The sequence below is a fragment of the Aliisedimentitalea sp. MJ-SS2 genome, from assembly GCF_032586155.1.
Taxonomy (GTDB): Bacteria; Pseudomonadota; Alphaproteobacteria; order Rhodobacterales; family Rhodobacteraceae; genus JAWHTC01.
The window spans coordinates 756,694-776,601 of the sequence record NZ_JAWHTC010000001.1 but is presented as its reverse complement, the minus strand read 5'-3'; the positions used below and the strand labels follow the sequence as shown (position 1 = coordinate 776,601).

Annotated in this window: 20 protein-coding genes; 13 read left to right on the top strand and 7 right to left on the bottom strand. The window is 62.3% G+C overall.

Annotated elements, in window-relative coordinates; all coding sequences use genetic code 11:
- Nucleotides 1-67: 67 nt before the first annotated feature.
- On the bottom strand, nucleotides 68-418 hold the full coding sequence (locus RXV86_RS03735; protein WP_316297570.1) for a hypothetical protein: 351 nt from the start codon (nucleotides 416-418) through the stop codon (nucleotides 68-70).
- Nucleotides 419-498: 80 nt separating this feature from the next.
- On the opposite strand from RXV86_RS03735, the gene purB reads away from it, so the two are divergent.
- The 8 genes from purB (at nucleotide 499) to RXV86_RS03695 (ending at nucleotide 7,922) form a co-directional block, all read left to right on the top strand.
- The gene (gene purB / locus RXV86_RS03730) at nucleotides 499-1,803 is read left to right on the top strand and encodes an adenylosuccinate lyase (RefSeq protein ID WP_316298437.1); all 1,305 of its coding nucleotides are present in this window, start codon (nucleotides 499-501) and stop codon (nucleotides 1,801-1,803) included.
- A gap of 95 nt (nucleotides 1,804-1,898) precedes the next feature.
- The gene (locus RXV86_RS03725) at nucleotides 1,899-2,321 is read left to right on the top strand and encodes a DUF4405 domain-containing protein (RefSeq protein ID WP_316297567.1); all 423 of its coding nucleotides are present in this window, start codon (nucleotides 1,899-1,901) and stop codon (nucleotides 2,319-2,321) included.
- An 81-nt stretch (nucleotides 2,322-2,402) separates the two neighbouring features.
- Entirely contained in the window at nucleotides 2,403-2,552 is a 150-nt protein-coding gene (locus RXV86_RS03720) for a hypothetical protein (protein ID WP_316297564.1), read from the top strand.
- Between the two features lie 185 nt (nucleotides 2,553-2,737).
- A complete protein-coding gene (locus RXV86_RS03715; protein ID WP_316297563.1) occupies nucleotides 2,738-3,751 on the top strand; it encodes a FliG C-terminal domain-containing protein in 1,014 nt (337 codons plus the stop codon).
- A gap of 147 nt (nucleotides 3,752-3,898) precedes the next feature.
- Nucleotides 3,899-4,765: a DMT family transporter gene (locus tag RXV86_RS03710; RefSeq protein ID WP_316297562.1), complete on the top strand. Its 867-nt coding sequence runs from the start codon at nucleotides 3,899-3,901 to the stop codon at nucleotides 4,763-4,765.
- 425 nt (nucleotides 4,766-5,190) lie between these two features.
- The gene (locus RXV86_RS03705; protein WP_316297560.1) at nucleotides 5,191-6,561 is read left to right on the top strand and encodes a DUF2927 domain-containing protein; all 1,371 of its coding nucleotides are present in this window, start codon (nucleotides 5,191-5,193) and stop codon (nucleotides 6,559-6,561) included.
- Between the two features lie 6 nt (nucleotides 6,562-6,567).
- Nucleotides 6,568-6,732: a hypothetical protein gene (locus tag RXV86_RS03700; protein ID WP_316297559.1), complete on the top strand. Its 165-nt coding sequence runs from the start codon at nucleotides 6,568-6,570 to the stop codon at nucleotides 6,730-6,732.
- A gap of 5 nt (nucleotides 6,733-6,737) precedes the next feature.
- Complete coding sequence (locus RXV86_RS03695) at nucleotides 6,738-7,922, top strand: VWA domain-containing protein (protein ID WP_316297558.1); 1,185 nt, start codon at nucleotides 6,738-6,740, stop codon at nucleotides 7,920-7,922.
- A gap of 881 nt (nucleotides 7,923-8,803) precedes the next feature.
- Here the strand turns inward: RXV86_RS03695 and RXV86_RS03690 are convergent.
- Nucleotides 8,804-9,541, bottom strand: a complete 738-nt coding sequence (locus RXV86_RS03690) for an Asp/Glu racemase (protein ID WP_316297556.1) — start codon at nucleotides 9,539-9,541, stop codon at nucleotides 8,804-8,806.
- A 109-nt stretch (nucleotides 9,542-9,650) separates the two neighbouring features.
- Here RXV86_RS03690 and RXV86_RS03685 point away from each other — a divergent pair, with 109 nt between their 5' ends.
- From RXV86_RS03685 to RXV86_RS03675, 3 genes are read left to right on the top strand one after another with little or no spacing between them, the layout of a single operon-like run.
- On the top strand, nucleotides 9,651-9,980 hold the full coding sequence (locus RXV86_RS03685) for a hypothetical protein (RefSeq protein WP_316297554.1): 330 nt from the start codon (nucleotides 9,651-9,653) through the stop codon (nucleotides 9,978-9,980).
- Complete coding sequence (locus tag RXV86_RS03680; RefSeq protein WP_316297553.1) at nucleotides 9,977-10,591, top strand: DedA family protein; 615 nt, start codon at nucleotides 9,977-9,979, stop codon at nucleotides 10,589-10,591. Before RXV86_RS03685 ends, RXV86_RS03680 begins: the two co-directional genes overlap by 4 nt.
- A gap of 36 nt (nucleotides 10,592-10,627) precedes the next feature.
- The gene (locus tag RXV86_RS03675; protein ID WP_316297551.1) at nucleotides 10,628-11,308 is read left to right on the top strand and encodes a M48 family metallopeptidase; all 681 of its coding nucleotides are present in this window, start codon (nucleotides 10,628-10,630) and stop codon (nucleotides 11,306-11,308) included.
- A gap of 151 nt (nucleotides 11,309-11,459) precedes the next feature.
- On the opposite strand, the gene RXV86_RS03670 is transcribed toward RXV86_RS03675, so the two are convergent.
- From RXV86_RS03670 to RXV86_RS03660, 3 genes are read right to left on the bottom strand one after another with little or no spacing between them, the layout of a single operon-like run.
- Complete coding sequence (locus RXV86_RS03670; protein ID WP_316297549.1) at nucleotides 11,460-12,011, bottom strand: RSP_2648 family PIN domain-containing protein; 552 nt, start codon at nucleotides 12,009-12,011, stop codon at nucleotides 11,460-11,462.
- A complete protein-coding gene (locus tag RXV86_RS03665) occupies nucleotides 12,008-13,213 on the bottom strand; it encodes an RSP_2647 family RNA methyltransferase (RefSeq protein WP_316297547.1) in 1,206 nt (401 codons plus the stop codon). The genes RXV86_RS03670 and RXV86_RS03665 overlap by 4 nt, the downstream gene beginning before the upstream one ends.
- A gap of 42 nt (nucleotides 13,214-13,255) precedes the next feature.
- A complete protein-coding gene (locus tag RXV86_RS03660) occupies nucleotides 13,256-13,945 on the bottom strand; it encodes a DUF6778 family protein (protein WP_316297545.1) in 690 nt (229 codons plus the stop codon).
- 241 nt (nucleotides 13,946-14,186) lie between these two features.
- Here RXV86_RS03660 and edd point away from each other — a divergent pair, with 241 nt between their 5' ends.
- The gene (gene edd / locus RXV86_RS03655) at nucleotides 14,187-16,007 is read left to right on the top strand and encodes a phosphogluconate dehydratase (protein ID WP_316297544.1); all 1,821 of its coding nucleotides are present in this window, start codon (nucleotides 14,187-14,189) and stop codon (nucleotides 16,005-16,007) included.
- Nucleotides 16,004-16,648: a bifunctional 4-hydroxy-2-oxoglutarate aldolase/2-dehydro-3-deoxy-phosphogluconate aldolase gene (locus RXV86_RS03650; RefSeq protein WP_316297542.1), complete on the top strand. Its 645-nt coding sequence runs from the start codon at nucleotides 16,004-16,006 to the stop codon at nucleotides 16,646-16,648. Before edd ends, RXV86_RS03650 begins: the two co-directional genes overlap by 4 nt.
- Before the next feature lie 177 nt (nucleotides 16,649-16,825).
- Here RXV86_RS03650 and RXV86_RS03645 read toward each other — a convergent pair whose 3' ends face one another.
- Together RXV86_RS03645 and RXV86_RS03640 are read right to left on the bottom strand one after the other, a co-directional pair.
- Nucleotides 16,826-17,086 carry a hypothetical protein gene (locus RXV86_RS03645; RefSeq protein ID WP_316297541.1) on the bottom strand — a complete coding sequence of 87 codons (261 nt, stop codon included), beginning with the start codon at nucleotides 17,084-17,086 and terminating at the stop codon, nucleotides 16,826-16,828.
- Nucleotides 17,083-19,890 carry a glutamine-synthetase adenylyltransferase gene (locus RXV86_RS03640; protein WP_316297540.1) on the bottom strand — a complete coding sequence of 936 codons (2,808 nt, stop codon included), beginning with the start codon at nucleotides 19,888-19,890 and terminating at the stop codon, nucleotides 17,083-17,085. The genes RXV86_RS03645 and RXV86_RS03640 overlap by 4 nt, the downstream gene beginning before the upstream one ends.
- Nucleotides 19,891-19,908: the final 18 nt, after the last annotated feature.

The following is a 19,908-nucleotide window of genomic DNA, read 5'->3' as shown; positions in this document are numbered from 1 at the left end:
AACAGCACACAACCGCATGCAAGTCGAAAGCTGCACCGCAGCATGACGTAAGGTCAACTTTTGCCGATTATTCCCCCTTGACGGGTTTTCGGGTGCCTGCGCTCACGTTTCCAAACGCATCGACAAAACGAAATCGCTCGCCATCCATTGCCATGTCATAACAGGCCCAAAAGGCATCGGGCGGCCATTGGCTGCAATACTGGTCGCCGCGCACGCTCCAATATCCCCAACTGTCGGTCCCCGCGTTGTAAAGCGTTCGGCCCGAGGCATTAAACCGCTGCCATGCGCCCCCGTCATAAACCAGCTCGCGGTCGGTCAGCTCTTCAAGAATCTGCTGACCGCTCATGGCGCGCCAAGCGTCCGCGGCAACGCCCTGACCGATAAATGCAGCGACCAGAACCATAGCAACCCGTCTCACCTGCTTCGCTTCCCTTGAGGTCTACGCCCCCGCAGTTTATGACCGCGCCGAACCCTGCTCATAATCACGAAGGCGTCAACATGATCCCCCGCTATGCCCGTCCCGATATGGTTGCCATCTGGGAACCCGCCACCAAGTTCCGCATCTGGTACGAGATCGAGGCCCATGCCTGCGATGCCATGGCCGATCTGGGCGTGATCCCGCGCGAAAATGCCGAGGCCGTGTGGAAAGCCAAGGATGTGGAATTCGATGTCGCCCGCATCGACGAAATCGAGGCCGTCACCAAACACGACGTCATCGCCTTCCTGACCCACCTGGCCGAACACGTGGGCAGCGAAGAGGCCCGCTTCGTGCACCAGGGTATGACAAGCTCGGACGTGCTCGATACCACACTCAACGTGCAGCTCGTGCGCGCCGCCGATATCCTTCTGACAGGCATGGACCGCGTGCTCGCCGCCCTGAAAACCCGCGCGTATGAACACAAGGACACCGTCCGCGTCGGCCGCAGCCACGGCATCCACGCCGAACCCACCACCATGGGCCTGACCTTTGCCCGTTTCTATGCCGAAATGGACCGTAACAAGAACCGCCTGGAAAAGGCCCGCTGGGAGGTCGCCACCGGCGCGATTTCCGGCGCAGTTGGAACATTCGCAAATATCGACCCAGCGGTCGAAGACCATGTCTGCGAACAGCTCGGCCTGCGCCCGGAACCGATCAGCACCCAAGTCATTCCGCGAGACCGCCACGCCATGTTCTTCGCCACCCTCGGCGTCATTGCCTCGTCGATCGAGAACATCGCCGTGGAAATCCGCCACATGCAGCGCACCGAAGTGCTGGAAGGGGCCGAATTCTTCTCGATGGGCCAAAAGGGCTCCTCGGCGATGCCACACAAGAAAAACCCGGTCCTGACCGAGAACCTGACCGGCCTCGCCCGTCTTGTTCGCATGACCGTGATCCCGGCGATGGAAAACGTCGCCCTATGGCATGAACGTGACATCAGCCACAGCTCGGTTGAACGCGGCATCGGCCCGGACGCCACCATCACGCTTGATTTCGCCCTGCACCGTCTTGCCGGCGTGGTCGAAAAGATGCTGATCTTCCCCGAGAACATGCTCGACAACATGAACAAGTTCCCGGGTCTGGTGATGTCGCAACGTGTGCTGCTGGCCCTTACCCAGGCCGGTGTCAGCCGCGAAGACGCCTATTCCATGGTCCAGCGCAACGCACTCAAGGTCTGGGAAGAGCGGGTCGATTTCCAGGAACAGCTTCTGGCCGACGCTGATGTTGTCGCCGCCCTGGGCGTTGATGGCATCAACGAAAAATTTGACATGGGCTACCACACCAAGCACGTCGACACGATCTTCGCCCGCGTCTTCAAAGATTAAGCCGCTGATCACACCGGAATTGACCGCGGTCAACGACACCCGGAAGCAAAGCCACGATACTCCGCGCAGTCTTTCCGATTGCGCGGAGTTTTCACATGTCCGATCAACCGAAACGCGCCCCGTTTTCCAAACGCGCCTTGGCGGCTTTCGGCGTGACGTTGGGGTTTCTGACCATGCTGGTCAGCGGCGTTGTCCTGACAATTGGCCCATCCGGCAGAATTGCGCGTGAAACATCCTGGCAGTTCATCGGCCTTGATCGCGGCACTTGGGAAGCTATCCACTTGGGCGCAGCGCTTTGGTTTTCGCTGGCTGCAGTCTGGCATCTGGTGCTGCACATACCGATCTATCGCAACCTTCTTGGCGGCACCCGCGTTCACCCCTATGGCAACCGGACCGAGATGGTGCTGGTGCTCGGCATCGTCGTCCTGTTGATTGCAACCGCCATTCTTGATCTTCCCCCGACAAGCTGGCTGGTCGACCTGAACAGCTATTTCAAGCGGGAGTTCTGGCTTGCCTGACGATGGCCTCACGTTTTCGTGATCGCCTCGCCCCCCTTTGCATGCTACCTTTACGGCATCTCAACCGCGAAAGGACACATGATGAAAACGACCCTGGCCGTTATCGCCCTGATCCTGGCCCCCTCGCTGGCATTGGCCTGCCCGGCCCATGAGCAACACGCAATGTCCTGTGCCGAAGGCATGGTGATGGACATGGCAACCGGTACCTGCGTGCCACAAGTCTCAAGCTGACACTCCCAGTTTCCAATTCATGCAGGCAAGGCTCGGACCCCTCCGGGTCTTTGTCTTCTTGAACCGATTTTTCAGAACTTCTTTACCCTCGCGCACTAGGTTTTTGGCATAGCTTCAACTGCCATGGACACGCCGCCTTGCAACCGCTTGCACAACTCGCCGCGCCCGCCTCTTCCCTGCCCGCCATGCTCGACCGCCGCCAGAAGGCCGCGATCATCGTGCGGTTCCTGATGCAGGAAGGAGCCGAAGTACCGCTGGCCGAACTGCCCGACGACTTGCAGACCGCCCTGACCCAGCAGATGGGCGCGATGCGCTATATCGACCGCCCCACGCTGGAACAGGTGGTGGGTGAATTTGCCGATGAGCTTGAGCGCATGGGCCTGACCTTCCCCCGTGGCTTGGCTGGGGCGCTCACCGCCTTGGATGGCCGCATATCACCGCAGACCGCCGCCCGTCTGCGCAAGGAGGCCGGGGTGCGCCAGACCGGCGATCCCTGGGGTTTCATCCGCGAACTGGAAACTGAAAGGCTGGTAGAGGTGATCGAGCGTGAAAGCACCGAAGTGTCGGCCGTGCTGCTGTCGAAACTACCGGTCCAGAAGGCAGCCGAGCTACTGGGCAAAATCCCGGGTGGCCGTGCCCGGCGTATAACCTATGCGGTGTCGCTGACCGGAGCTGTCACCCCCGAAGCCGTCGACCGAATTGGTCTGTCGCTGGCGGCCCAATTCGAAATGCAGCCGCTCCGCGCATTTGACGAAGACCCCGAAGCGCGGCTCGGCTCGATCCTCAACATAACCGAGGCCGGCAAACGCGACGAGGTGCTGACCGCGCTCGACGAAGACGCCGCCGAGTTCAGTCAGAAGGTTCGCAAGGCGATCTTCACCTTCCCGGACATCCCCAAAAGGGTTGCGCCGCTGGACGCCCCCAAGATCACCCGCGACGCCGATCCCGATGCCCTTTTTATCGCACTTGCTTATGCCATGGCCACTGAAGACCCCGCGATGAAACACGCGGTCGAATTCATTTTCGACAACATTTCCAAACGCATGGCCGAGAACATGCGCGAAGAAGCCGGGGAACGCGGCAAGATAAAACCCAAGGATGGCGAAGCAGCGATGAATTCGGTTGTGAGCACCATCCGCGATTTGCAGGCAAATGGCGAAATCACCTTTCTCGACCCCGAAGAAGAGGAGGAGGAATAGCACCCGCCGCGGCCCGATTTTCGGAAGAAAAATCGTGGTCACGCCAAGCGGCGCAGGTGCTGGACAGCCCGCCTTGCCCGGCATAGGGTCGCCGGAAATGCGCCCCAGCCATCCGGTTGGCGCGCGCCACCACACCGGAAGCCCACGATGCGCAGCCTCTCGCCCAAGGCCACTGCGATCCTGTTGATGATCGCCGCCATCTTCATGTTCTCGTCGATGGACGCGCTGGCCAAGCTTCTGGCCGGTCGGATCGGCACGATGCCGACCCTCTGGGCCCGCTACCTGGGCCAGACCCTGGTGGTGTTCATCCTGGTCCTGCCGCGTCTGCGCAGCGTGCTGCGCACCCGTTACCCGAAACTACAGCTGGCCCGCTCGGTCTATCTGATGTGTGCCACTGTGTTGTTCTTCTTCGGCATCTCTAATATCGGCCTGGCCGAGGCGGCAGCGATCATGTCCACCAACCCGCTGTTCATCACCCTGGGCGCCGCCGTGTTTCTGGGCGAAACATTCGGTCTGCGCCGGGCCTTCGCCATTCTCGCCGCCTGCATTGGCGCCTTTCTGGTGATCCGCCCCGGGGCCGATGTCTTCACCCTCTACTCGCTCTTGCCGCTGGGCGCGGCGATCTGCTACTCGGCCTATGCGCTCACCACCCGCTTTGTCGGCCGAGACGAGGACGCCTGGACCTCGCTGTTCTACACCGCCCTGTTCGGCGCGATCGCCCTTTCGGCCGCCGTGCCGTTCTTCTGGCAGCCCGTGGCGCCGGGAGACCTCATCGTCATGCTCGCCATCGCGCTCTGCGGCACCGCCGGGCAACTGGCCCTGATACGGGCATTGATGGCGGGCGAAGCCGGTATGCTGGCGCCGTTTGCCTATTTTGGACTGGTGTTTTCCACCTTCTACGGCGCCACCATATTCGGAGATTTCCCCGACACTCTGACCATCCTGGGCGGACTGATCATCGCCGGGGCGGGTATCTATGTCTGGTATCGCGAAACCGTCATCAAGCCCGACTGATCCAAGGCACCATTTATGTCCGGACAAGTGTGTTGCATCAAAGACGCACGCCAAGCATTTGACTTTATGCGATAAAATATTGCCTTCACTGACCGGACCCGCACCTTGGATGCGTCGCCACTTTTTCGCCTTATTTGCTCCTTAAGGACGTCAGGAAAGGAAGGCACAAGTTCTTCCAAAGAAAAGAATAGGCAGGATCGAGAAACGTGGAAGCCAATGACTTGGTGCCCGATACCCTTGTGCGTCGTTTGTGCGCGGATCGGGATATGTGTAACGATGACGGGCGCACTGAACTTGCCCCGCTGGCTCCGCTGTCGGCCGAACCGACCAAAGTGGGCACGTCCCGACGCCTGACACTCATCATGACTCTATCCGGGCCACAGAAGCAGATCTCATTGATTTCCTGGCTGGGCAAAGGGTAGCTCATGCGCAATCATCTGCTTCCTTTTTGCCTGTTGCTTGTCGGCTGTATGCCCGGCGCGATACCAGATCAGGCCTCGCGCGCGGCGCAACCAGCCGCGATGAGCGCCCTGCCCCCGGTCAAGACCTTCTCGACCCCGACTCCGGTTCAACCACGCCGCTCGAATGCCGATATAAGCCGCGATTTCCTTGAACTGGCCTTCCGTTTGGAATCGGGCCGTGAATTGCCGGTCTTCACCAGGTTCGAACAACCCATCTCGATCCGCGTGACCGGGGCTGCCCCCGCCACGCTGATGCCGGATCTGGCCCGGCTGATCTATCGCCTCAATACCGAGGCCGGGTTGCGCGTTTCGATGACCCGGTCCGAGCACGCCAATATCACCATCCAGGCCGTGACCCGGGCGCAGATCCGCAAGAATCTGCCCCATGCCGCCTGTTTCGTGGTGCCCAACATCACCGATATTTCGCAATACCGCGCCGCCCGGCGCAGTGCGCGGGCCAACTGGGGCCTTCTGCGGTCGCGCGAGCAGATGGCAGTGTTTGTACCGTCGGATGCCAGCCCGCAAGAGGTGCGCGATTGCCTGCACGAGGAACTGGCCCAGGCCATCGGTCCGCTCAACGATCTCTACCGCCTGCCGGATTCGGTCTTCAATGATGACAATGTTCATACGGTCTTGACCGGATTCGACATGCTGATCCTGCGCGCCTATTACGCGCCGGAATTGTATAACGGTATGACCCGCCGCCAGGTCGCCGCGCGGCTGCCCGCCATCCTGGCCCGGCTCAACCCCGGCGGCGAAGCCATGCCGACACAACGCCCGGCCCCCACCCCACGCAGCTGGATCAGGGCGATCCAGACCGCGCTTGGCCCCGGTGCCAATCACAAACAACGTCGCAACGCCGCGCGTCAGGCACTGGGTATCGCCCAATCGCTGGGCTGGCAGGATCATCGCCGCGCATTCGCCCATTATGCCGTCGGGCGTTTGTCCGTCGCCACGGATACCGAGGCCGCCCTGGGTCACTTCCAGACTGCGGACCGGTTCTACGCCGCCTCGCCCCACACCACGCTTCATCGCGCCTATGTCGCCAGCCAGCTGGCCGCCCATGCCCTGACCCAGGGCGATGGCCGCAGCGCGTTGGCTTATGTCAACCGCGCCATTCCAATCGCATCACGCCACGAGAATGCCGCACTGCTGTCGACGCTGATGCTGATGCGGGCCGAGGCGCTTGAACTCACCGGTCGCGCCTCGGAGGCTGCGACCGTTCGACTGGACAGTCTCGGCTGGGCACGTTACGGATTTGGCGCGGATTGGGCCGTGCGTGCAAAAATGCGCGAAATCGGCGCGCTCAACCCGCTGAAGGGAAAACGCGGGTAAATACACATGGTCTGGATTGCGGCCGCTTTGGGGGTGCTATTTGGCATCTACCAAGCCAAGAAACGCGAAGGCAAAGGGCTCGACATGGCCCAATACGGTGCCGTCTACGGCATCGTTTTCGCCATCATCGCCTTGATCATCAATATCTTGATCCTGCGTCAGGGGGGCTGAGGCGGATGTTCCTGCCTTTCTTTGACTCCCTGCGCAAGGAAGGCATCCCGGTCAGCTTGCGCGAATACCTGACCTTTCTCGAGGCGATGTCGACCGGCATGGTGACCTATGATGTCGACGGGTTCTACTACCTCGCCCGCTCGGCCATGGTGAAGGACGAACGCAACCTCGACAAGTTCGACCGCGCCTTCGCCGCCGCCTTCAAGGGGATCGAGAACATCTCGATTTCAGACGTTCTGGAGGCCGTGAACATCCCCGGCGACTGGCTCGAAAAACTTGCCGAAAAGCACCTCAGCCCCGAGGAAATGGCCGAGATCGAGGCGCTTGGCGGTTTTGACAAGCTGATGGAGACGCTCAAGGAGCGCCTGAAGGAACAGGAAGGCCGCCACCAAGGCGGCAACAAGTGGATCGGCACCGCAGGCACATCGCCGTTCGGTGCCTATGGCTACAACCCCGAAGGGGTGCGCATCGGCCAGAAGGAAAGCCGCCACCAACGCGCGGTCAAGGTCTGGGACAAGCGCGAATTCAAGAACCTCGACGGCGACGTCGAACTGGGCACCCGCAACATCAAGGTGGCCCTGAAACGCCTGCGCCGCTGGGCCCGTGACGGGGCCCATGACGAGTTGGACCTCGACGGTACCATCCGCGCCACCGCCGAACATGGCTATCTTGACGTCAAAACCCGGCCCGAGCGGCGCAACGCGGTCAAGGTGGTCCTGTTTCTGGATATTGGTGGCTCAATGGACCCCCATATCAAGCTGGTTGAGGAACTCTTTTCGGCGGCGAAGTCCGAATTCAAGCACCTGGAATACTATTACTTCCACAATTGCCTGTATGAAGGCGTCTGGCGCGACAACCGCCGCCGCTGGGACGAACAAATCCCAACCTGGGACGTGCTGCACACCTATGGCCCTGATTACAAATGCATTTTCGTCGGCGACGCGTCGATGTCGCCGTACGAGATCGCCTATCCCGGCGGCGCCAATGAACACTGGAATGCCGAGCCCGGCCAGCTTTGGCTGCAACGCGCCCGCGAGCAATGGCCCAGCCATATGTGGATCAACCCGGTGCCGGAAAAGCACTGGGGCTACACCCATTCCATCGGCATGGTGAAAGAGATTTTCGAGGACCGAATGGTGCCGATGACCCTCAAGGGTATCGAAGAAGGCATGCGCGAGCTGACACGCTGAGTACCGCTCGCCTCATGGGGCCAAATCCGGTTTACGCTTTGCTGTCGTTCTTTGGAGTAACTATCAATGTCCTGCGAGAGCCCATAACAGCCATCAGTTGACCTGCGCTGGCGAAACCTACCTCTTCGAGCCCCCAAAATGCTGCCTACCAATCGTGTAGGGCCGTGACGGACTACGGCATTTTCATACCCGCACATGATAGAGTTCTTTCCATGACGGCAACGTAACCGGAAAGGGGGAACTTTGCGATCGTTCTTCTCTTGTTGTCGATTATGTTTATGGTTCCTGAACCAAGTAATTTGATCAAGAAAAGCTGTGTAATCATGTTCCCAGTGTGCCCTCCGATGTGCTGTATCATACTTCCAGAATACGTCGAACCGCTCAAAACCGAAGTGGCGCCTCCGGACTTTAACTGAAAACTGCTTTTGCGGGCTCTGAATTTCCAATTTTGCGAACTGACTTGAACTACAATCCACCCGGATCGCGAGGCTGCTATTCTCAAAAGGCCTTTTGCAGCCTTCACTTCCGCCACACACGCGTTGTTGTGCTTAGAGATTCCGCGTTTTTCGCGGACGACAAATCCATCAACCTTGTAAAGAGACCAGCTTCCTTTCGAATAGAGTTTCGTGCGTGTCTCTGCGTTTGCGACTGAGGTGACTAGCATCAACGCGATCAGCAACGCTTGTCTTAGATATCCCATGGTCCACTCCCTAGTAATCTTGTTTTGATGCTAGAAAGAAGGCAATTGTGCCCCCTTGACGTGGATCAACATGCCAACGAGGACTCATACGAAGCGAAGAAGCCTCCGAAAAGGTTCGGCGGCAGCTTTGTCAGCAATTGCAGGCAACGGTATTGGGCGAGGTGAATGGCTTCACCCGCTGTCAAACCCCAAACAACCGCCCCGGCGCCCATCCCTTAGCGTCAATCCCGCCAAGTCGCAGCATGTGCCAGATCAATGCCAGGTTGGACGAGATCACCGGCAGGCCGGTCGCCGCCTCGGCCTGTTCCAGCACGCCCAGCACCCGCAGGTTGGTGCAACTGGCGAACACGGCGTCGCAGCCTTCCGTCTTGCCCAGGGTTTCAATCGCCGCCAGCGTATCGGCCTCGGCAATCCGTGCCACGCTCCAATCATCGCTCTGGTTGAAACTCGCCTGGGTCAGCACCTCAATCCCTTCCGCCCTCAATGCTGTCACCAGCGGAGCATTCACGCTTTCAACATATGGCGTGAGCAAAGCAATCCGCCGGGACCGCAAGGCCTGCAAACTGGCAATCACTGCGCTCAGCGGATTGGTCACCGCCGCCTCGCCCTGCACCTGGCAGATCAAATCAGCCACCCGATCCGGCCCAATCACCGTCGCCCCTGAGGTGCAGCCATAACCCACCACGTCCATACCCTGGGGCAACAAGGACGCTGTCCCAACCATATGATCTTCCATGGTTTTCAACGCCTCTGGTGTCACCTCGGCCTGCGCCGGGATACGTGCATGCAACAGGCTCACCGGCTGCCCGGCCAGGATCTGGCGCGCCTCGTTTTCCAGCGTCTCGTCGGTTGACAACACAATCAACCCCAACCGCCCCTGCCCGCCATAGCCCCGATCAAGTGAATATGTCAGCGTCATGTACCCGCCCCCGAATGTCATCGGCACTCTGACAGGAAACCGGGACCAGTCAATCGCCCTTGCAGCCCAACGGCAATCATGGGCACTCTCACCCACAAGGAGCCCGCCCATGTCCGCCATCCGCCTTCTCTGGCACAAACACCGTATCGTTTTTGTCATCTTCCTGGCGGCAAGCGCGGTGACGCTGTTCTTCGTGATCCGCCTGGCAATGTTCACGATCTACTGGTCTGATCCGGCGCATCGCAACCTGACACCCGAACCCTGGATGACCCCGGGCTATGTTGCCCATTCCTGGGGCCTGCCGCCGCACGAGATTGCAGACTTTCTCGACATACCTCCCGGAGACCGCCCCACCCTGGCCGAGATTGCCCGAAGTCGCAACGTGCCCGTGTCTCAGATCATCGAAGAGCTTTCCGGCATTCTCCAGGATAGCAAATGACCAGCTGGGCGCTAAACCTTCTGGGCCAATACGGCGCGCCGCTCTTGGGGCTGATCACGCTTGCCAGTTGCCTGGCCTTGCCGGTTCCGGCATCCCTGGTGATGCTGACCGCCGGCGGGTTTGCAGCCAGCGGCGATCTTGACCTGCCTCTGGTATCCGCCGCCGCCCTTGCCGGGGCTATCTTTGGTGACCAGATCGGGTTTTTCCTCGGCCGTGGTGGTCAATCCGCGCTCTATCGCCTGATCGACCGCTACCCCAGGCGGGCCGCCATCCTGACCAGGGCTCGCGATCTGTTGCAGCGCGGCGGCGGCATCGGTGTCTTTCTCAGCCGTTGGCTGTTCAGCCCGCTGGGTCCGTACGTAAATTTCGCCGCCGGGGCTGCCGGGCTGAACTGGCTCCGCTTCACCGTTTGGGGCGCGGCCGGTGAGTTGGTCTGGGTGTCTCTTTATGTCGGCCTCGGCTACGGGTTCAGCCACAACATTGCTGCCGTCGCGCAATTTGCCGGTGACATCAGCGGGTTGCTGGCCGGTCTTGCCCTGATGCTGGTCACGGGGTTGTGGCTGCGCCATGTCGTCCGCGAGCATCACCGCAAAGAGACTGCCAACCTCTGACTTGCCCCCCGGCGTCGCCTGCCCCATATCTGACCCATGATCCGTTTCACCCCGATCCTGCTCGCCGTTCTTTATGGGCTGTTCATGTGGCGCTTCTCGGCCTGGCGCATGGCGCGCCAGCTTGACGCGCAATCGACCGAGCTGGCCGATCCGTCGCTGAAACCGCTTTTCGACCAGATGGCGCGCGCCCTTGATCTGCCCCGCATCCGGGTGCATCTCTACGAGATCCAGCCGGTCAACGGCCTTGCCGCGCCGGACGGGCGTATCTTCCTGACCCGGGGGTTTTACGACAAATACCGCCTCGGCGAAGTCACCGGCGAAGAACTGGCCTCGGTCATCGCCCATGAACTGGGCCATGTGGCCCTGGGCCATTCACGCCGCCGGATGATCGACTTTTCCGGTCAGAACGCGCTGCGGACCGCCCTCGCCATGGTGTTGTCGCGCTTCATCCCCGGTGTCGGCGGCTATCTCGCCAACTTCATCACCACGCTGCTTGCCGCCCGCCTGTCGCGCTCGGATGAATACGAGGCTGACGAATACGCCGCCGCCCTGCTGACCAAGGCCGGCATCGGCACTGCCCCACAGAAATCGCTGTTCGAAAAGCTGGAAAAGCTCACCCAATCCAACGCCGGGGCCGCCCCCGCCTGGCTCCTCAGCCATCCCAAGACCCCCGAGCGCATCAAGGCCATTAACGCGCTCGATCAGAAGTGGTCCTGATCCGCCTCTTCATCTCACCGGAAATATCCTGAGGAGCGCGAGGGGCTGGCCCCTCGCTCCGTCCCCAACCGCAAAACACTGTCCTTTGCAAAACAATCCCCGCCCCCACGGCGCAACGGGGCGGGTGGGCGTTGCGCCGTGGGGGCGGCTCTCAATCCAGCGCCGCACTCACTGCCTTCGCCAGCCGCGGCAACCGTGCCTTTTTCAACAGGGCCCGCGCGCTCCAAGGTTCGCCGGATAATCGCCGCGCCTCGGCCAGTACATTCCCGGCCACAGCATTGATCCCGTCCTGATCCGCCTGCCAATAGCCCAGCAGGAAGTGATCCGGATCGGATCGGCTCACCCCTTCCTCGGCCAGAACCCCGCGCGGGAAGTCTTTGGCGTTCAGCGTCACGATCACATCCGCCGACCCGGCAATCGCTGCCGCCAGCACATGCACATCCGCCGCATCCGGCAGCCACAGCCGATCTTCCAGAGACGGTTTCCACGTTACAATCGCTTTCGGCCACCGGGCACCCACCAACGCCGCCTCGCCGCGCGCCTGGACCTCGCCACCCGGCCCCAGCTTCCTGGCGGCCAACGCCCATTCTTCGAGGATACGTTCCGACCACAACGGCTCAAACGCCCCGGTCGCCGCCACGCCAAGCAGCATTTCGCGCATGACCGTGGGATAGATCACGCAAGTGTCGAGAACCGCCCTCACAGCCGATAGAACAGGGCCTTCAGATACCCCGACTCCGCCAGTTGCGGCATCAGCGGATGATCTGGCCCGGCAAACCCGGTGTGGATGATCTGCGCCGTTTGTCCGGGGCGCCCGGCCCGGCCGATGCCGCGCGTGCATGCGCCGCGGAACTTCGACAGGTCCGCCGCATGGGAACAGGAACACAGGCCCAGATAGCCGCCGTCAGCCACCAGCGGCGCCGCCAGCCGTGCCACCCGTTCATAAGCGCGCAGCCCCTTGTCCAGCGCCTGTTTGCTCGGTGCAAAGGCCGGCGGATCACAGATTACAACGTCGAACTGCGCTCCCTCGTCAGCCAACGCCGTCAAGACTTCGAACGCATCGCCCTTGCGGGTGGCAAACCGATCCGTCGCGCCCATCTTCTCGGCCCCCTGCGCCGCCAGTGTCAACGCAGCTTCTGATCCGTCCACGGCCAACGCACTCTCTGCGCCCCCGGCCAGAGCGGCCAGGCCAAACCCGCCCACATGGGAAAACACGTCCAAAACCCGTGCTCCCTTGCTGAGCTTCGCTGCGAACCTGTGGTTGTCGCGCTGATCAAAAAACAGTCCGGTCTTCTGCCCGCCCATCAGGTCGGCCATATAGGTCGCGCCATTCATCTCCACCGGCACCGGCGCAACAGGCGCAGACCCAAACAGCACCTCGTGCCCGTTATCCAGCCCTTCCAGCGTCCTGGCGCGACCGCTGGCATTCTTGATCACGCAAGTGACGCCCGTGACGCGTTTCAACGCCTCGCCCAGTTCCGGCAACAGCGCTTCCGCCCAGGCCGCGTTGGGCTGCACCACCGCAACATCGCCAAACCGGTCGATCACCACCCCGGGCAAACCGTCCGCCTCGGCATGCACCAACCGATAGAACGGCGCATCATACAGACGCGCGCGCAAGTCCAGCGCCCGCGCCAGCCGTGCTTCAAGCCACGCACCGTCAATCACCGCGCCTGGATCACGATCCAGCATCCGGCAAAATATCTTGGACCCCGAATTGACCGCCACAACCCCAAGGTCACGGCGTTCGGCATCCTGCAACACCGCCAGGCTGCCCAGCGGCAGCTTCTTGGTGCGACGGTCGCTGACAACCTCGCTGGCGAACACCCAAGGGCTGCCAAAGCGGATCTTGCGCGTGTCGATCTTCGGTTTCAGGCGGACAAAAGGATAAGGGGACGGCTGCATAGCCGTCCCCTTAGTCGATTCACTGTCCCGGTGAAAGAGGTCTTAGTAGAGGCTGCTTGTGTTATTCCCGCTGAGAAGCGGCGTCGCGTTGCGCGTCACGGCGGTGTCCTGCATCGCGATCGGTTGTGGCGGTGCGGTGTTCCGAGCCGCGGCACCAATCCCAAGTTCCTTCTGGAACAGACCGGCCAGGTGATTGCTGATCCGGCTCTTCTGGGTCACGCCGTTCTGTTCGGCGGCCACGGCCCGTGCGCCGCCAAAGGCTTTGAAGGTCGCGTCGACCTTGCGCGGTTCGGCCACTGGCTGGCGGGTTTCGGGATTGAGAAAATTCATCGTGAAGTGAATTTCGTGACGGCCACCCACGGTATAGCGCGCCTTTTCGGTCAGCGCGTGGAACCGGGTCACTTCGATATCCACCAGGACCGGCACCTTGCCGTTCGAACCGGCGGCACCGCGTGCCAAGCTGTCTTCAAAGATCTTCTGTACTTGGCTGTGGCGATTGCCCAGCGGCTCGCCGCGCCAAACGATGTCACCTGACGGGTAATACAGGTTGGCTTCGGAGACTTTCAGACTGTTGGGAACCCGGATCTGGTAGGATTCAACCTTCATCGACGGGGTTATCGCAGCCGCGCTCGGGGCCTCGAACGGCGCGTTCCGCGATGCGGTATCCACTGTGGCACAACCCGAAACGGCCAGTCCCATGCCAATCAATGCAACCATACGAACATATTTCATGCTCTTCCTCCTCGGGCTTTTGCCCTGTTCTGAGATGCGCCTGCGAGGATCGGTTCGAATTGAGACAAATTTTTGACATTGCCGCGGTCAATCCGGGGAAATGCGGTGTTCTTTCCTTGTTTCAAAGCGTCTTGAGTCTTTCCTGCAACAGAACACAGGGGCAGATTGCCTGATTGTTAGCGCCAACGCGCTCTGCTAAAGCGAGGCACATTAAACGACATCGGGGTCAGGAAACGCAGATATGGCAGTGAACAAAACCGTTCTCGAGGTCACCGACCGCATCGTCGCACGCTCGCGCCCGGGCCGCGAAACCTACCTCGCCGCCATGCGCCGCGCAGCCGAGGATGGCCCCGCCCGCGCCCACCTGACCTGCTCGAACCAGGCCCACGCCTACGCGGCAATGGGCGGCGATCAGGACCGGCTGGCGACCACCCGTGCCCCCAACCTCGGCATCATCACCGCCTATAACGACATGCTTTCGGCCCACGCCCCGTTCGAAAGCTACCCTGCCCGGATCAAGGATATTGCCCGTCGCATGGGTGCCACGGCCCAGGTTGCCGGTGGGGTTCCGGCGATGTGCGACGGCGTCACCCAGGGACAGGACGGCATGGAACTGTCGTTGTTTTCCCGCGATGTGATCGCGCTGGCCGCATCCGTGGCCCTGTCCCACAACACCTTCGACGCAGTGGCCATGCTTGGCACCTGTGACAAGATCGTGCCGGGGCTGGTGATGGCCGCCGGGGCATTCGCCCACCTGCCAATGATCTTCCTGCCCTCAGGTCCGATGACCTCGGGACTGCCCAATGACGAGAAGGCCAAGGTGCGCAAAGCCTTCGCTGCCGGTGAAACCGACCGCGCCGCCCTGATGCAGGCCGAGATGGCCGCCTATCACGGGCCGGGCACCTGCACTTTCTATGGCACCGCCAATTCCAACCAGATGCTGATGGAAATCATGGGCCTGCACCTGCCCGGCGCCTCCTTCGTTTCCCCCGACACTCCGCTGCGCCACGCCCTGACCGATGCGGGCACCGAAACAATTCTGACCCAAACCGCCCTTGGCGACAGCTACCGCCCGCTTTACGAGATCATGGACGAGCGCGCCTTCGTCAACGGCATTGTCGGGTTGATGGCCACCGGCGGCTCGACCAACCTCGTGCTGCATTTGCCTGCCATGGCGCGCGCCTTCGGCATCATCCTGACGCTGCAGGATTTTGCCGACCTGTCCGAGGCAGCGCCCCTGCTTGCGCGGGTCTATCCCAATGGTCTGGCTGACGTGAACCATTTCCACGCCGCTGGAGGCCTTGGCTTTCTGATTGCCCAACTGCTCGATGCCGGGCTGGTTCATGAGGACGTGCAAACCGTCGCCGGCCCCGGCCTTGGCCGCTACACGCAGGATCCGCAATTGCCCTTGAATAAGCCTCTTGCATGGGTTCCGGGATCTACCAGCAGCCTGAATGACAAGATCCTGCGCCCTCAGTCCGACCCGTTCCAACCGACCGGCGGTCTCAAACACCTGACTGGCAACCTCGGACAAAGCATCATCAAGCTCTCGGCGGTCAAACCCGAACACCGCCTGATCGAGGCCCCCGCCCGGGTATTCGAAACCCAGGACGCCGTGATCGACGCCTTCAAGGCCGGCACGCTCGACGGCGACGCCGCAATCGTGCTGCGATTCCACGGCCCCCAGGCCAACGGTATGCCCGAAGTCCACGGCCTCACCCCCACACTCAGCGTTCTGCAGGACCGCGGCTATAAGATCGCCCTTGTCACCGATGGTCGCATGTCCGGTGCCTCGGGCCGCATCCCCGCCGCCATCCACCTCTCACCCGAGACCATGGCGCAGGGTCCACTTGCCCGTGTCCGCGACGGTGACCCAATCCGGCTCGACGCGGAACATGGCAGTCTCGACAACCTCGCCCCGGATTTTGAAAACCGAACACCCGACACCGCCGACCTGGCCACCAGCCACACTGGCACCGGCCGCGAGCTGTTTTCGCTGTTTCGCGACAACGCAACCCCGGCCACTCAGGGTGCCAGCCCTCTTTTCAAAGGTGAAACATGACTCCGCAGGACATGAGCCAAGCCGCCCTGAAACTCTGCCGCACCGCCCCCGTGATCCCGGTCATCGTGCTCGATGACGCCAAAGACGCGGCCCCCCTGGCCCAGGCCCTCGTCTCGGGCGGCCTGCCTGTGCTCGAGGTCACCCTGCGCACCGCCGCAGCGCTCGACTGTATCCGCGAAATGGCGGCAATCCCCGGCGGCATTCCCGGCGCAGGTACCGTGCTGACCCCTTCGGATGTTCAGGCCGCCAAAGACGCGGGTGCACAGTTTGCCGTCTCCCCCGGCGCCACCGACCGTCTGCTCGGCGCCTGTGAAGAGGCCGACCTGCCGCTCCTGCCCGGGGCCGCCACCGCGACCGAAGCCATGCGCCTTCTGGAACGCGGCTACAGCGTGCAGAAATTCTTCCCGGCCGAAGCCTCGGGCGGCGCCCCTGCGCTCAAGGCCATCGGCGCGCCCCTGCCCCAGATCACCTTCTGCCCCACCGGCGGCGTGTCGCCAAAGAACGTGGCCGATTACCTGTCGCTGAAAAACGTCGCCTGCGTGGGTGGCAGCTGGGTTGCCCCAAAATCGCTGATTGCGGACGGCGATTGGGACGCCATCGAGGCTCTGGCACGCGACGCCGCGGCCCTGTCAAACGGCTGAGGGCGACCGGCAATGCTTGGCATTGCAGCGGCCCTTGGCCTGAAGCGGTCATTCCAACACCCCGGTCCACCTCTTCCTCTTGCCAGAAATATCCCAGGGGGTCTGGGGGGCTGGCCCCCCAGCCGGTCGGATTGCGCAAGCAATTCGAAAGCCAGCCCCAGGCCAAAAGCTGCCCGGTCACCGCAAACGACCGCGCCGTCCGCCGCGCCGCCCGGTGCGTTCGGCCTTGGCCAACCCCTCGTGCAGCACCTGCGTCATCGGATGTGTCTCATCCGCCCCATAGCGTTGCAGCAGCTGCACGATCGCCGCCTTCGGGTCGGTCCCTTCAGGCAGGCTCAGTGCCCAATCCAGGAAGATCACCCGGCATTCCGGCGGCCCCACCTCCATGCGATAGGCCTCGCGGATCAGCGCCTTGGGGTCCAGCGCGTCGCCTTTCATGACGCCGCCTCGAGGCCACGCGCGATGGCGGTGTCGATCACCTCTGCCGCGGCGCCGCACCGCTCGTCCAATTGCGCGGCCAGCGCGTCCATGCTTTCGCATCCCGTTTCACGCAACAGCATTGCCGCGCCCCCTGTTCCGATCTCGTCCTCAGCCACGGGTTTCTCGGTCAACAGCTTTGAGACCCCCTGCACCTTCCAGCAAAGCCCGTATGCCGCACCCAATGCCGCTCTGTCCGCGTCCGTTAGCCATCCGATTGCGACACCGCCATCCAGTGCCGCGCCGATATCGCGTTCGGCCACGCCGCCGATCAACGCCCCGGCCTGTGCACACAGTTCCACATCCTGCAACCGCCCCGGACCCAACTTGGCAGCCCATCGCCCGCTAGCCCCCTTCGCCGCCGCTATCCGGTTGCGCATGTCACCCAGCCCACGCAATACCGCATCGCGGTCGCGCCCCTTCTCCCTGAGCAGCGCAACCCGAAACGATTCGATATCGGCCCCCAGGCTTTCATCGCCGGTCACCACCCGTGCCCGCGTCATCGCCAGGTGTTCCCAGGCCCAGGCCTCATCGCTCTGGTAAGCCCGGAACGAAGCCCAGCTTGTCGCCACCGGCCCCTGGTTGCCGGACGGGCGCAACCGCATATCAACCTCGTAAAGTTTGCCCTCGGCCATCGGCGCGGTCATCGCCGTGATCATCGCCTGGGTCAGCCGGGCATAATACGGACGCACAGCCAGCGGACGGCGACCGTCGGACATCTCGGCCTCGCCCGGGTCGTAAATCACGATCAGGTCCAGATCGGATTCCGCATTCAACCTTTGCGCCCCCAGGCTGCCCATGCCCAACACGCAGGCCCCGCGCCCCGGCGGATCGCCATGCTTGGCGGCGAACTGTTCCACCACCACCGGCCACAGCGCCCTGAGCGAGGCATCTGCGACGTCAGCATATTGCCGTCCTGCCTCTTCGGCGTCGATCAATCCGCGCAAGTGGTGCACGCCCACCCGAAACCGCCATTCCTTGGCCCAGCGCCGCACCCGGTCCAGCCGGTCCTCGTAATCGTTCTCATTGGCCAGCTTGCCGGTCAGTTCCTCGGTCAGGGTCGCACCGCCCGGCCAAGGGGCGAAGAAATCGCCGCCGATTACCGCATCGAACACCCCTGAATGCCGCGCCAGGTAACGCGCCAGCGCAGGCGCGGTGCCGACGATATCCACCAGCAGGTCCACCAGCGGCGGGTTGGCCTCGAACAGTGAAAACAACTGCACCCCAGCAGGCAACCCCTTGAGAAACCCGTCAAAGGCGATCAACGCCTCTTCCGGATGGGCGCTGTCCTTCAACCGGCGCAGGATTTCCGGACGCAACCGGTCAAAAATCTCCACCGCCCGCGCCGAGCGCAGCGCCGGGTAGGACGGCCAGCGCGCCAGGATTTCGCGGTCATGCCCATCTTCTTCCGTCTCCGCTCGCGCCGCGCCCGCATCAGGGGCAAAGAACCCCTCGGTCAGCTCGTGCACCTCTTCCAGCCGCTCGTGCAGCCGCTGCTCGAACACGGCTTGCTCCACCCCCATCATCGCCGCGATCCGGGCAATTCCCTCTTCCGTCTTGGGCAGACGGTGGGTCTGGGCGTCGTTGACCATCTGGATGCGGTGCTCGACCTCGCGATGGGCCCTGTAATGATCGGTCAGCGTGTCAGCATGGGCCTGTTCGACCCAGCCCTTCTGCGCCAGCAGGGACAACCCCTCGACCGTGCCGCGCACCCGCAGGTCGGGATCACGCCCACCGGCAATGATCTGTCGGGTCTGGGTGAAGAACTCGATCTCACGAATGCCGCCGCGGCCCAGCTTCATGTCATGCCCCGGTAGGGTGATCGCCCCGCCCAGCCCTTTGTGTTCGCGAATCCTGAGCCGCATATCATGGGCATCGCGAATGGCGGCAAAATCCAGATGCTTGCGCCAGATGAAGGGTTTTAGCGCATGCAGGAACCGCGCGCCTGCTTCCACGTCGCCGGCACAGGGCCGCGCCTTGATGTAAGCCGCGCGTTCCCAGGTCCGCCCCAGACTCTCGTAATAGCGCTCGGCCGCCTCCATCGCCATGCAGACCGGGGTGACCGCGGGGTCGGGACGCAGCCGCAGATCGGTGCGAAATACATAACCTTCGCCGGTCAAATCATTGAGAAGCCCCGACATCTTTCGCGTCGCCCGCACCAGAGAAGAGCGCGCATCGTGGAAATCATCCGGCTGAAACCGGGTTTCGTCGAACAGGCAGATCAGGTCGACATCGGACGAGTAGTTCAACTCCCCGGCCCCCATCTTGCCCATCGCCAGCGCCACCCAGCCCCCTGATTGGTCCAGCTCCTCCATCGTCGCGCCCGGCAGCTTTCCGCGCCGGATCTCGGGCTTCAACGCCTCGCGAAACGCCAACCCGACCACCAGGTCGGCAAAATCCGTTAATCGTCCCGTCACCTGCTCCAACGGCCAGACCCCGCCCAGGTCCGCCAGGGCAATCATCAGCGCCACCCGCCGCTTGGCCCGGCGCATCTCGTCGCCCAGGTCACCCCCGGCCTCACCGATCGAAATTGCCCGTAACCGGTCAAATTCCGCCTCCAGCGCCGCCTCGGGGTTCTCGAACGCCGGTGTCAGCCAGGCGCCTTCCTTGGCCATCAACCCGCTCAGATAGGGCGAGCATCCCCCCGCCCCTTTGATCAACGCGGCCAGATCGTCCGACAGGTCGGGCACATGTTCCAATGCGTCGCGGCCTCTTTCGGGCTCGAACGCATGCGGCAGGCGGGTGATACGCGATACAAAATCCATGGCCGACATTTGGCGGCC